This window comes from Pseudoxanthomonas sacheonensis (assembly GCF_031455975.1).
In the GTDB taxonomy this organism is placed as follows: Bacteria; Pseudomonadota; Gammaproteobacteria; order Xanthomonadales; family Xanthomonadaceae; genus Pseudoxanthomonas_A; species Pseudoxanthomonas_A sacheonensis_A.
Window position 1 is genome coordinate 243,245 of the sequence record NZ_JAVDTT010000004.1, and the last position, 13,602, is coordinate 256,846.

A 13,602-nucleotide genomic window follows, 5' to 3' on the forward strand; every position below is an offset into this window, starting at 1 on the left:
CGGAGCGATGAACGACATCACGCCGCCGCCATTTCCGACTTGGATTTCGCCTTCGCCTTGCCGCGCGTGCGCAGCAGGCGGTTGGCCACGTCCAGCCAGGCCAGCGCACTAGCTTCGATGATGTCCTTGCTGGTACCGGTGCCGTCGTATTCCTCGCCCTCGTAGCGCACGCTCAGGTTGGCCTCACCGCGCGCATCGCGGCCCAGGCCGACGCTGTGCACCTGGTAGCTTTCCAGCACCAGGTCGACGCCGGTGGCCATGGCCAGCGCCGCGAACAGCGCGTCGACCGGGCCGTCTCCCTCGGCGGTTTCGAACACGCGATCGCCATCGGGGTCGGACAACTCAACGGTCGCGCGCGCGCGATGGCCGGCATCGCTGACGGTCATCGACGAAAGACGGTAGCCCTCGCTGTCCGCGCCGTCCTGCATCAGCGTCTGCAGGTCGTTGTCGTGGACCACGCGCTGCTTCTCGCACAAGGCCTTGAACGAGGCGAAGACCAGATCCAGTTCCGGCTCCTCCAGCAGATAGCCCAGCGCGCGCAGGCGCTGCTCCACCGCGGCGCGGCCGCTGTGGCGGCCCAGCACCATCTGCGAGGACGGCCAGCCCACGTCTTCCGGGCGCATGATTTCGTAGGTGCCGCGATGGCGCAGCATGCCGTGCTGGTGGATGCCGGCCTCGTGCGCGAACGCGTTGGCGCCGACCACGGCCTTGTTGCGCTGGACCGGCATGCCGACCAGGCGCTGCAGCAATTGCGAGGTGGGCACGATGCGGTTGGTGTCGATGCGGGTATCCGCGCTGAAGTACGCGCCGCGCACCTTCAGGCTCATCACCACTTCTTCCAGCGCGGCGTTGCCGGCGCGCTCGCCGATGCCGTTGACGCTGCACTCCACCTGCCGCGCGCCGCCTTCGATGGCCGCCAGCGAATTGGCCACGGCCAGACCCAGGTCGTTGTGGCAGTGGGTGCTGAAAATGACCTCGCGCGCGCCCGGTACGTTGGCGATCATGCGTTCGAACAGGCCGCGGATCTCGGTCGGCGTGGTGTAGCCAACGGTATCGGGCAGGTTGATGGTGCCGGCGCCGGCGGCGATCGCCGCGGCGATCGTCTCGGCCAGGAAATCCTCTTCGGTGCGCAGAGCGTCCTCGGCGGAGAACTCGACGTCGTCGACGAAGCCACGCGCCGCCGTCACGCTGCGGGTCACCGCTTCCAGCACCTGTTCGCGGCTCATGCGCAGTTTGTGTTCGCGATGCAGCGGGCTGGTGGACAGGAACAGGTGGATGCGTGGGCGCGCGGTGCCGTCCAGCGCGCGCGCCGAGGCTTCGATGTCGCCCGGCAGGCAGCGCGACAACACGCACAGGGTGGTGTCGCGCAGTTCGCGCGAGATCAGCGCCGCCGCTTCACGGTCGGATTGCGAGCTGGCGGGGAAGCCGGTCTCGATCACGTCCACGCCCAACTCGGCCAGCGCGCGCGCCATGACCAGTTTCTGCGAAGGCGACATGCTGCAGCCGGGGGACTGCTCGCCGTCGCGCAGGGTGGTGTCGAATATTCTGACCTGAGCCGGGACCTGGGCCGGGGGGGTTACGGGAATGTCGCTCACCAGGTGTACTCCTCTTCAATGACGGTGTGACGCGCTACGGGCGCGTCGACGGTAATGGGGTTGGGTAGCTCGACAACGGGGGCGAACTCGACCTTGGAATGCCCCGGTTCGACCGGATGCAGTTCCTGCGTGCGCCGGCGCGGCTTGCGCGGCGCGCGTGGACGCACGTCGGAAAGCAGGCCGGCCAGCACGGTGGCGTCGATGTTGCCGCCGGAGACCACGGCGCATTTTCGCTTGCCGGAGACGCGACGGCCAGCGGCCAGGGCCAGCGCGCCGGCGCCCTCGGCGATGATGTTCTCTTCCAGGGCCAGGCGCACCAGGGTTTCGCGCAGTTCGGCCTCGCGCACGATGACCACGTCGTCCAGCAGGCTGGCGCATAGGCGGCGGGTCAGGAAGCCGGGGACTTTGACGCGCACGCCGTCGGCCAGACTGGCCACCGGATCGATCAGCCGGCTGTCGCCCTTCAAGGCGCGCGCCATCGAATCGACGCCCTCGACCTGCGCGCCGACCACGCGCACGCCCTGCGATTTCAACGCCAGCGCCACGCCGGAAGCCAGACCGCCGCCGCCGATGGGCACGATGACCACATCCGGCGCATGCGGCGCGATCTCGATGCCGACCGTGCCCTGGCCGGCGATCACGTCCGGATCGTCGAACGCGGACAGGAAGCGGTAATCGTTCTGCGCGGCCAGTTCGCGGGCGAAGGCATAGGCCTCGTCGTAGCTGTTGCCGTGCTGGCGCACGGTGGCGCCCCAGTGGGCGACGCCGGCGATCTTGTTCTCCGGCGCGCCATGCGGCATCACCGTGATCGCCTGCACGCCCAGTCGATAGGCGGCCCAGGCCAGTCCCTGCGCATGATTGCCGGCCGAAGCGGCGATCACCGGGCGCTGGTCGCCGCGTTCGCGCGCGGCCAGCAAGGCGTTCAACGCGCCGCGCACCTTGTAGGAGCCGGTGCGCTGCAAGTTCTCCAGTTTCAGCATCACGCCGAAACGTTCGGCGTGGTGCATCGGCGTCGGCGGCAGATAACGCCGCAAACGCGCCTGCGCCGCCAGCACGTCGGCCACGGTGACGACTACGTCGCCTACGTCCGGTTCGTTGCTGGCATTGGCGCGGTTGCTGTCAGGCATCGACGCACGCGATTGGCCGAGGTTGAAGAAGACGCCTCCGAACCTGGCGATGCACGGCATGCACGGACAGACCGTTCATGACAGCGCCTCGACAGGTACAGTCGTTTCGACGGGGGTGATCTCGACCGACACGCAGTCGTACACCTTCAGCATCTGCAGGCGCAGGGTTTCGGCCGGACGCTGTCCGTCGACCACCAGTTGCAGACGCCAGCGGCCATCTTCGCTGGCCGGTTCGCCGTTGATGGAGTACGGGGTGAAACCGCGACGCTCGGCCATGCCGATCACGCGCGTCAACGCGCCTTCGGCGGGCTTCAGCACCAGGTCAAGCCGGTAGCGCATGCGAGGACTCCGTTCGCGGCTCTGTTGCATTGGATTCGGCCGCGCTCTGATCGGCCGGGTTGCTGTCCAGCATGGTGCTGTTGGCGGTGTTGGGCGGCACCAGCGGCCATACGTTGGCCTTGACGTCGATGGCCACGTGCAGCAGCGCCGGACCGGGTTGGGCCAGCAGATCGGCCAGTGCGTCTTCCACCTGGTCGCGGCGGTCGATGCGCTTGGCGGGAATGCCGAACACTTCGGCCAATGCCGCGAAGTCCGGGTTGTCGGACAGGTCGATCTCGCTATAGCGCTTGGCGAAGAACAGTTCCTGCCACTGCCGCACCATGCCCAGCGAACTGTTGTCCAGCAGCACGATCTTCACCGGCAACTTGCAGCGGGCGATGGTCACCAGTTCCTGCACGTTCATCATGAAACTGCCGTCGCCGCTGACCAGCAGCACGGTGCGGTCGGGGCAGGCGAATTGCGCGCCCATCGCCGCCGGCAGGCCGAAACCCATGGTGCCCAATGCGCCGCTGGTCAGGTGGTTGCGCGGATGGTTGAACTTGCAGTGCTGCGCCACCCACATCTGGTGCTGGCCGACATCGCAGGCGACGATGGCATCGTCCGGCGCCAGCTCGGTCATGCGCTTCAACAATGCAGGCGCATAGATGTCGGTGCCCGGCGCGTCGTAACGGAAGCCGTGCTTTTCGCCCAGCATGCGGCAGCGCTTGCGCCACTCGTCGCAGGTGCTGCGCGCGCCGACCAATGCGCGCAGGCCGGCGGCCACATCGCCGGGCAGGGCGATGTTGGCGGTGCGCAGCTTGGAGATTTCGTAGGCGTCGGCATCCAGATGGATGACGCGCGCGAACGGTGCGAATTCCGCCAGCTTGCCGGTGGCGCGGTCGTCGAAACGCGCGCCGACCACGATCAGCAGATCCGATTCCTGCACGGCCATGTTCGCCGCGCGAGTGCCGTGCATGCCCAGCATGCCCAGGTAGCTGGGATGGCCGCCGGGCAAAGCACCCAGTCCGCGCAGGGTCAGCACGGTGGGGATCTGGGTGGCTTCGACGAATTCGCGGAACACGTCCACCGCACCGGCCAGACCGATGCCGCCGCCGCCGTAGATCACCGGCTTCTCGGCGCCGGCGATCGCGGCCAATGCTTCGGCCAGCGCCGCATCCGCCGGCGCCGGCGGCGGTTCGACTGCGGCCGGCACGTGATCGGGCAGATGCGAGGCATCGGCGACCTGCACATCCTTGGGCAGATCGATCAGCACCGGACCGGGCCGGCCTTCGCGTGCGATGCGGAAGGCTTCGCGCACGATTTCCGGCAGATCGTCCACGCGCCGGACGATGTAGCTGTGCTTGACGATGGGCAGGGTCAGGCCGAATACGTCCAGTTCCTGGAACGCATCGGTGCCCATCAGATGGGTGGCGACCTGTCCGGTCAGGCACACCATCGGCACCGAATCCAGCATCGCATCCGCAATGCCGGTGACCAGATTGGAAGCGCCGGGGCCGGAGGTCGCGACACACACGCCGACCCGGCCGCTGGCGCGCGCGTAGCCGTTCGCCGCCAGCGCCGCGCCCTGTTCGTGGCGCACCAGGATATGTTTCAGTTTCGAATCCACCAGCGCGTCGTAGAACGGCATGATGGTGCCGCCGGGATAACCGAACAGCGTCTCCACGCCTTCGGCCTCCAGCGCCTGGGTCAGCCAGCGGGCGCCATTGCGTGGGGCAGCGGCGACGGTTGCGTTCATGCGGCGGCGGCCTTCTCTGTCGAAGTGGCGTCATCGGCGTCCGGCTGCGAGGCGTTGGCCGACAGCCACACCATCTTGGCGCGCAGCTTCTTGCCCACGACTTCGATCGGGTGCTCCATGTCGGCTTTCTTGAAGCGGTTGTAGTTCGGCAGGCCCGCTTCGTACTCGGCGATCCAGTTCTTGGTGAAGGTGCCGTCCTGGATGTCGGTCAGGATGTCCTTCATGCGCGCCTTGGTGGCCGCGTCGATCACCCGCGGGCCGCTGACGTAGTCGCCGTACTGCGCGGTTTCGGAGATGAATTCCAGCATGCGGGTGATGCCGCCTTCGTAGAACAGGTCGACGATCAGCTTCAGTTCGTGCAGCACTTCGTAGTAGGCGATCTCCGGCTGGTAGCCGGCTTCCACCAGGGTCTCGAAGCCGGCCTGCACCAGCGACGATGCGCCGCCGCACAGCACGGCCTGCTCGCCGAACAGATCGGTCTCGGTCTCTTCCTTGAAGGTGGTCTTGATGATGTTGGCGCGCGCGCCGCCCAGACCGGCGGCGTAGGCCAGCGCCAGCGCTTCGGCGTTGCCGCTCTTGTCCTGGTACACGGCGTAGATGCAGGGCACGCCGCGGCCGATTTCGTATTCGCGACGGACCAGCGCGCCCGGGCCCTTCGGCGCGACCAACACCACGTCGATGTCCTCGCGCGGCTTGATCAGGTCGAAGTGCACGTTCAAACCGTGCGCGAACAGCAGGCAGGCGCCCGGCTTGATGTTGTCCTTCAGCACTTCGTCGTAGAGCTTGCGCTGGACCATGTCGGGGGTCAGCACCGCGACCAGGTCGGCATCCTTCACCGCCTCGGCGGGCGTCTTCACCACGAAGCCGTCGGCTTGGGCCTTGGCTTCGGTCGGGCCGCCCGGGCGCAGGCCGACAGTGACGTCGAAACCGGATTCGCGCAGATTCAGCGCGTGCGCGCGGCCCTGGCTGCCGTAGCCGACGATGGCGATCTTGGTGTTCGGAAGGGTCTGCGTGGTCATGTCGTTTGTATCCCGGAGGTTTAGTTGAAGTTGAAAAGCGAAAGGCCGAAAGAGAATCAGACCAGGATCAGGTCGTCGCGCGACGTGGTCGTGGTGATCGAGGGAATGGTCTTGCCGTCCAGCGGGCCGGGCGCGGTGACCGCGCCTTTCGATGCCGAGCCCACGCTACGCGCGTACTTGGCCAACGCACCGGTGGTGATGCGCGGCGCCATGCGCGCGGGTTCGCGCTGCGACAGGTCGGCAGCGACGTCTATCGTGCGTCCGGCGGCGTCGATGCTGACGATGTCGCCCTCGCGCAGCTTCGCCAGCGGACCGCCCAGCGCCGCTTCCGGCGAAATGTGGCCGACCATGAAGCCGCGGGTGGCGCCGGAGAAACGTCCGTCGGTGATCAGCGCCACGTCGTCGCCCAAGCCCTGGCCGACCAGCGCGGCGGTGACCGCCAGCATTTCGCGCATGCCGGGGCCGCCGACCGGCCCTTCGAAGCGGATCACCACCACGTCACCGGCATTGATGCGGCGCGCATCGACGGCGGCGTAGCAGGCTTCTTCGGAATCGAACACGCGGGCCGGGCCGCTGAAGTGATTGCGGCCATGACCGGCCAGTTTCAGGATGCAGCCTTCCGGCGCCAGATCGCCGTACAGGATGGAATAGCCGCCTTGCGGCTTGATCGGGTTGGACAGCGGACGCACCACATCCTGCTGCGCGGGATAGGCGGCGGCATCGACCTCCTGGAAAAAGCTGCGGCCGGTGACCGTGGGGATATCCTCGATCAAACCGGCCGCTTTCAGTTCGCGCGCCACCAATGCGGTGCCGCCTTGCTCGAACATTTCCGCCGCTGTGTAGCGGCCGCCCGGTTTCAGATCGGCGATCACCGGGGTGGAGGAGGCCGCCTGGAATTCCTCCAGGTCGAAGGCCACGCCGGCTTCGTGCGCGATCGCCAGCAAATGCATCGCGGCGTTGGTGGAACCGGCGGTCGCCGACACCGCATGCGCGGCGTTGCGCAGCGCGCGCGCGGTAATGATGTCGCGCGGCAGCGGGCCGCCTTCCTGCAGGCGCTGCATCACCATTTGGCCGCACTGGAAGGCGGCTTTGTTCTTGTCGGCGTGGGTGGCGGGGATATCGTTCAATCCCAGCGGCGACACGCCCAGGAAGGTCAGCACCATGGCCATGGTATTGGCGGTGAACTGGCCGCCGCAGGCGCCGGCGCCGGGGCAGGCGGCCTTTTCGACTTCGGCCAATTCGGCATCGTCGATCTTGCCGGCCGAATGCGCGCCGACTGCTTCGAACACATCCTGGATGGTGACCGCCTTACCCTTGCACTTGCCGGGCATGATGGTGCCGCCGTACAGGATCACGCCGGGCACGTTCAAGCGCGCCAGCGCCATGGCCGCGGCCGGAATGGTCTTGTCGCAGCCGCACAGCAACACCACGCCGTCCAGGCAATGGCCGCTGACCGCCAGTTCGATGGAATCGGCGATCACTTCGCGCGAGGCCAGGGAAGCGCGCATGCCGCTGCTGCCCATGGCGATGCCGTCGGTGATGGCGATGGTGTTGAACTCGATCGGCGTGCCGCCGGAAGCGCGGATGCCCTCACCGGCATGTTGCGCCAACTCGCGCAAGGTCAGATTGCACGGCGACACGTTGGACCACGTGTGCACCACCGCAATCATCGGTTTGGCGATGGCCGCATCGTCCAAGCCAGTGGCGCGCAGCATCGCGCGCGCCGGGGCGTGGGCGACGCCGCTCTTGATGGCATCGCTATTGCGTCGCTTCGCTGGGTTGCCGTCGTCTTGCATGCGTCGCTGGATCCTGTGGCTGGGCTTCTGACCTTCTGAAAACAAAAAACCCCGCACTTTTCAGTGCGGGGTTTCGTCGAATCTGGCTTGTTTCTAGTTACGCGCCGGTTCGTCCCGCACCTTGGTGTGAGGTAATAAGCACGAGTACGAGAATCGAGGCCGCTGCGCCTCGGGGTGCGGTCAGGTCGTGATTCATGGGTGTGTGGCGCTGCAACATGGGACGCAGGAAAACATGCCTGTCTGGGGCTGTCAAGCATCAGGCGACTGTTTCGCGTGCAACTGTTTTCCTAGGTCGCGAATCGCCAGGTTCTAGGCGGCCGATGGGTATCAGAAGGTTTCATCGGCAACGAATTAAAGCCAACTGCGATTCCCATCGGCGATGGTGAGGAACATCGTTCGGCGCCGCCTACGCCGCTCGGCGGCGTCGTTCGAGCAACAGTGGCGATGCGAGCTTGCAGTCCGGATGCATACGGTTGAGACCGTGGATTGCACCGGCCAGCCCGGTCATCAGCCCTGGAGTGAAGGCGGCGCGAGTCAGGCCACCCACCATGCCGCGGTGTTCTTCGATGGAGGAAACGATCTGGGCGGTCGGTTCGTCAGGGTCGGATGCGCAGCCCTCCGGGTCCAGCGACGCAGCGCGCGCGAACAGTTCCCGCAAGGACATGTCGCCATGGCAAAGCGTGTGGCTGGATCCCCACATGCCCCGCGCGGTAGCCACCGACCTGCGCAAGGTCAACAGATGGCGCGGATGGCGCGTATGCGCATACAGGTCGCCTGCGGCAAGACCGATGCCGACGCTGCCGTGGCACCAGGTGTGGAAGCTGGCTTCCCGGTCTTCATTGCGGGCGTCGAGCCAGTTGCCCAGCGCTTCGTCGTAGAAGCGCTCCTGGAACGCGAACGCGGCGTCGGATAGCGCCTGCCAGCGCGCGCGATCGGTTTCGGCGCCGGCGCCCGATAGCACCAGCCGGGCCAGCGACCACGCCACGCCGGTGGCGCCATGCGCGAATCCGCTTGAGGGTTCATCCGAGCCCGCCGTCGGCCAGCGCGCGCCCTTCGCGTCCACGATCGCGGCCTGTTCTAGCCGCTGCGCCGCGCGCGAAGCGAGCGCTAGCCAGCGTGCGTCCCCCGTGGCTTCGGCGAGCCCGAGCAGCGGAACGATCGCGCCGCTGGCGCCGTCGACGATGTCGAATCGATCGTCGCCCTCGAAGCCTTCGCGCTCCAACGCCTCGGCGTGCCGGATCGCACAGGCCAGCATGTCCGGTTCGTGGCGCAGATCGTGCAGCGCCAGCCAGGTCCATATTTGCGAGCCGTAGCCAGAGAATCCGCCGACGGTCGCCGGTTTCTCGGCTGCCGCCATCGTCCGCAACACCCGCAATGCTCCCGCAAGCGCTTCCTCTACGCCGTCGACCGCATCGGCACGACCGCTCTCTACTTCGCTCGAATATCCGGCAAGCACGACCGCGATGCCGCCAAGGCCGAAATAGAGGTCGGGCTGCACCGGCTGGACGAGCCAGCCGCTGCGATTGATTTCCGGCGTGATCCAGGTCGTGGTGCCGTCGTCTCCTCTGATCGCCAGCCGCAGCAAGCGCGCCACCGCATCGGCGGCGAGCTTGCGACGACGCGCCTCCAACCGGTCCGCATGCGGATTGCGTGCGGCGTACAGATGCCCGCTGCGTTCTTGTTCTCGGTCGCGCATGCGCTGGTTGAGATCGGTCGCAACCAGGGAACTGCGGATGGTGAGTTCCTCCAGATCGATGCGCATGGCCCGCCAATCGGCGAAAACCGCGTCTATCCGCGCCCGGCTCAACGGCATGGCGAAGATCGGCACATCGCCATGACGCAAGTCGTCGATCTCGGCCATGATCTCGGCGGCGGCGGAGGGCGCGCCGGCGAACGCGGCGGCGTTGCGCGACAGTAGGTCGCGGGCGCGTTCGATCGCCGCCGCCTCGTCGTGCAGCGATGCCGGGTGCCAGAGCATGCGGCCGATCTCCACATAGGCCTTGGTCGCACGGCGGATCTCGCGCACGCGGCATCCCTCGAACGCGGCGAGCGAAGACGCGAGGCGATCGTCGTCGTTCAGTGCGCGCAGCCGCGCGGTGGCGTCGAGGAACCCTTCGCTGATCTGATCCCAGTACAACGAGACATCGGGGTTGGGGCCGGGATGGTTCTGCGCCATCGCGACATCCACATTCACCACCTCAAGCCGCGCTCGCATGGTGCCCTCGTCGACGATCACCGGCGCATGCACTTGCGGTTGCTGGTCGGGCAACGCGCCTGCCGCGGAAATATCCACGCCATCCAGGCCGAGCGCAGGCGTGCGAAACGGCACGATGCCCGTGCGCAGTACGGAGTTGCGGATCAGCATCAGGGCCGAGTCGTAGGCCCGGCCATGAGGCGACGGCGCCGATTCGTACGCGGCCTCGAACAGGCTTTCCACGTCGATGATCACCGGCACCGGACCGACCGCGATCAAGTTCTCCAAATGGATGTCGGTGCCGCCAAGCAGGCGCAGCACGGCGAGCCAATGGCCGAGTCCGCGATAGAAGGTTTGGAGTTCCGCTTCTCCATCGCAGTAGCGATGAGCGACGAAGGCCGCCCAACCGTAATCGCCACGGTCGATGACCGGGGGGACCCGGACCCGGTCGGGGCCATCGCCGAACACCCTGGCGAGAAACGAATCGAGCACGGTGTCGATACGCAGCGAACGAGGTTTGTACATCACCGTGCCGCCTTCGAGCGCCAGGCGCGCCACGGTCTGACCGCCGGCGTGCAGATCGCCTTGGCCGAGAGACAGCCCGATCAGGCGCCCGGCAGGGCGGCCAAGCAGGTGCTCCAACGCTTCGCGGTCGGCGACGAAGCGGGTCAGCAGCGCTTCGATCGCGCCGCGCTGCTGGTCGAGCGCCCGTCGCAGGCGTCGCAGCAGCGGTGGGTAACGCCGATCGAGGTGTTCGACGAATTCCGGACGCAGCGAGCGTTCGATGAACTGGGCGAAGCGTCCGGCATCGTCTTCGGCGGTGAGTTCGCCCGCGCGCGCGGCCGCGTGCAGCTCCAGCAGCAATACGCGGTTCAATTTGAGACGCGCGCTATGCCGTAGCGCTTCGTCGGCTACCGCCTGGGCCAGCGCCGCTTCCTCGCGGCCAAGTCCCGACAAGGATCCGGCGAGTCGGGCGCGTGCGGGAGCGGTGAAGTGGTCGATGATGCGGATGAATGCATCCGGTGCGCCGGGTTCGCTCATTCTGGGCCGTTACTTATCCAGCTTGCAGGGGCCTTCAATGCAACGGCGCGCAGCGCATTCCGGCTGCGCGTCGTTGCCGCACCGATCAGCAACAGAGGCAACCGCCGCTGTAACTGCAGGTGGTTCCACCCACGAAGGTGGCGCAACCCAGAACGGTCGCACGCATGCCGAGATCGGTCAGCGCCGCTTCGGTGGCCGCTTGGCCTTCGATATAGAGCGGTCCGGCCGGATTATCCAGGCCATCGATGCTGTCCGAACCGTTGAGCCAACCCGAAATGACGTCGTCATTCTGCTGCATAGCTACTCTCCTTGTTGATGTTGGACCCATGACTTCAGTTATGGATTTCAATCGCGGCTTCCCTCCGCTCCGCAAAGCGCCTGCTTCGTAGACCCACAAGAGCCGCTTACACACGGGGAACCGTGTCGGTAAGCCGAAATCGGAATGCGAAGGCGAGCGATGCCGCATGGCTACGCTATGCGCTTCGCATAGCCCGTTCCGTGCGCGCTGCCGCTGTTTTGCGTGTTGCGGTGCAGCATAAAACCGCATCGATGCCGCAGCGCCGTGCGGGCCTCATCCCTAGTCGGTCAATCCTCGGCCAGCACGATGATCTTGTCGTGTTCGGAGAAACCGACCCGCTGCGATTTCGTCGGGTTCACGGTGACGCCGAAGCCGCGGCCGGGATCGTCGCTATGCGCGGCCAGGCGATAGCCGATCGCGGTTTCGCCGCGCCGCGCCGCGGCCTCGATCACGGTATAGAAATCCACGGGTCTGCCCGGCAGCACATATTCGCTGGCGGGACGGATATAGATCTCCGAGCCCTCGGCGCTGAACAGCTGGCGGAAGACGCTGTCCAGATGCTTGTTCTCCGAAAGCTGCGACAGCATCAGGCTGACCAGCGAATCGCTGACGATGAAATCGTCGGCGCGTGCGACTTGGGCCAGCGCGCGATTGCGCAGGTCCATCATCTCGCTGACGATGTTGAGCGGTTTTCCGCTGGCTTCGGCGATGTTGCGCAGATGCAGCAGGCTGATCAGGGTCTGGGCGTCGGCTTCCTGGATCGGCAGCTGGTTGTAGCTCATGACGATGATGTGGTGGTACTGGGCGACCCGCACGGCGTCCAGCATGGCGCGGCTGGCGATGTCGCCTTCGATCACCTGCAGGCGCTGGCGCTGCAGTTCCGCCGCCAGTGCCTGCCAGTCCGGCTCGCCGATATCGGAGCGGCGCACGACGGTCACTTCGGAACCGGGCGCGACGTAGTTATCCAGCTCGCGTATCACCGCGGCGGTCTTGTCGTTCCAGCCCAGGATCAGGGTGCGTTCCGGGGAAGCTTCCGCTTTCTCCTTGTCGGCGATGGCGCTCGCATCCGGTTTGGGCGGGGGCGACGTTGACTGGATCAGGGTGTCGTCGTCTTCGCTGATGGCGATGATCTTGTCGTTGCGGGCCAGGATGGTGTTCATCGGCGGATTGATCAGCACCTTGCCGTGGGTGCGCATCACCCCGATCACGGCCGAATCCTCGTAGTTCGACAGCGCTTCGCGATAGGTCCTGCCGCCCAGTCCGGCCGCCTCGGTGAAATAGATCTCGGCGCCGTCGAAATCCAGCAGTTCCGTGTACACCACGCTAAGACCCGACTGCCGGCAGGTCTGCGCGGTGACGCGCGCGATCAGGTCGGAGCCCTGTACGAAAACCGCTTCGTCGCCGCCCACCAGATGGGCCGCTTCCAGGTTATGCGGTTCGCGGATTTCGGCGACGATGTGGTAGCTGCTTTCGCGCCGGTGCGGATTGTTGGTGATGGCCAGCACCGACTTGATCACGTGGATGTCGGGATTGTCGGTGGCCGGCGCCAGCACGATGATGGAGCGCGCCGCATGCGGATCGACGACGGCCAGGTCGTCCATGTCCAGCGGGTCGCCGCTGCGGCAGATGACGCGGGTATTCTTGGTGTTGGGGAACTTGGCCCGGATATCGTCCTCCATCTCCACTTTGTCGCGGTCGGCCAGGATCACGATGCGCGGGTTCTTCTGGTTCTCGTTGGCGATGATCAGTTCGCCGATGATCGAGAACACTTTGCTGGACCAACCCAGGATCAGCGTGTGGTTGGATTCGACGACGCGCGAGCGGCCCTTGCGCAGCTCGCCCAGCCGGGATTCCAAACCGGAGGTGATGGTGCCGATCAGCATGCTGACGATGAAGATGCCGCCCAGGGTCACCAGCAGCATCATGATGCGCAGGGTCCAACCCTCGTCGCCGGACATCGTGCCCGGATCCAGGGTGCGCATCAGGCTCTGCCAGCCGCCTTCGACCAGGCCCAGCCGGCTGCCGGGATCGCCTGGATCCGCGCCGACACCCAACAGCGCCAGGACGATGGCGGCCAACAGCACGATGCTCAGAGAAATAAGCGCCAGCCAACCGATGATGGCGATGGTTCCCCGGGACAACGTGTTTTCGAAGCGATAACGCAGGCGGTCGCGCCAAGTGATGCGGGTGGGTGCGGACATAGCGGAAGGCGAGTTGCCCGAGAGAGGAAGTAAGGCCGATTGTCGCCGCAGGGCAAGGTCGTTGCCTAGGCATAGGGCGGGCTCCAGCCCGCCGCATGGCTGCCGGTTTGTGGTCTAATTCGCCTCGAAGCGGGGGTATCGCCGGCCCGACGGGTGCGGCGGTTGAGACAGACCCTTCGAACCTGATCCGGTTAAGACCGGCGTAGGGAAGCTTCGCAGGACGCCCATGATCCCCGCGATCGCCTGCCGTCCATGCG

The 13,602-nt window shown here is 66.3% G+C and carries 9 protein-coding genes and 1 riboswitch; all 9 genes read right to left on the reverse strand.

The window, feature by feature from the left end:
- Window positions 1-17 precede the first annotated feature (17 nt).
- Complete coding sequence (locus J2W94_RS15650; protein ID WP_310095640.1) at window positions 18-1,586, reverse strand: 2-isopropylmalate synthase; 1,569 nt, start codon at window positions 1,584-1,586, stop codon at window positions 18-20.
- A 5-nt stretch (window positions 1,587-1,591) separates the two neighbouring features.
- Window positions 1,592-2,722: a threonine dehydratase gene (locus J2W94_RS15655; RefSeq protein WP_310095439.1), complete on the reverse strand. Its 1,131-nt coding sequence runs from the start codon at window positions 2,720-2,722 to the stop codon at window positions 1,592-1,594.
- Window positions 2,723-2,797: 75 nt separating this feature from the next.
- Entirely contained in the window at window positions 2,798-3,061 is a 264-nt protein-coding gene (locus J2W94_RS15660; RefSeq protein ID WP_310095442.1) for an ACT domain-containing protein, read from the reverse strand.
- Window positions 3,045-4,796 (reverse strand): acetolactate synthase 2 catalytic subunit, encoded by a 1,752-nt coding sequence (gene ilvG, locus J2W94_RS15665; protein WP_310095445.1) that lies wholly within the window; start codon window positions 4,794-4,796, stop codon window positions 3,045-3,047. The genes J2W94_RS15660 and ilvG overlap by 17 nt, the downstream gene beginning before the upstream one ends.
- Window positions 4,793-5,815, reverse strand: a complete 1,023-nt coding sequence (gene ilvC / locus J2W94_RS15670) for a ketol-acid reductoisomerase (protein WP_310095447.1) — start codon at window positions 5,813-5,815, stop codon at window positions 4,793-4,795. Before ilvC ends, ilvG begins: the two co-directional genes overlap by 4 nt.
- A 56-nt stretch (window positions 5,816-5,871) precedes the next feature.
- Window positions 5,872-7,611 (reverse strand): dihydroxy-acid dehydratase, encoded by a 1,740-nt coding sequence (locus J2W94_RS15675; protein ID WP_310095450.1) that lies wholly within the window; start codon window positions 7,609-7,611, stop codon window positions 5,872-5,874.
- Between the two features lie 406 nt (window positions 7,612-8,017).
- Window positions 8,018-10,846 carry a type 2 lanthipeptide synthetase LanM family protein gene (locus J2W94_RS15680; RefSeq protein ID WP_310095453.1) on the reverse strand — a complete coding sequence of 943 codons (2,829 nt, stop codon included), beginning with the start codon at window positions 10,844-10,846 and terminating at the stop codon, window positions 8,018-8,020.
- Window positions 10,847-10,931: 85 nt separating this feature from the next.
- Window positions 10,932-11,144, reverse strand: a complete 213-nt coding sequence (locus tag J2W94_RS15685; RefSeq protein WP_310095455.1) for a DUF6229 family protein — start codon at window positions 11,142-11,144, stop codon at window positions 10,932-10,934.
- 287 nt (window positions 11,145-11,431) lie between these two features.
- The gene (locus J2W94_RS15690; protein WP_310095458.1) at window positions 11,432-13,345 is read right to left on the reverse strand and encodes a CASTOR/POLLUX-related putative ion channel; all 1,914 of its coding nucleotides are present in this window, start codon (window positions 13,343-13,345) and stop codon (window positions 11,432-11,434) included.
- Window positions 13,346-13,466: 121 nt separating this feature from the next.
- Window positions 13,467-13,572, forward strand: a riboswitch (TPP riboswitch).
- The last annotated feature ends 30 nt before the right edge of the window (window positions 13,573-13,602 follow it).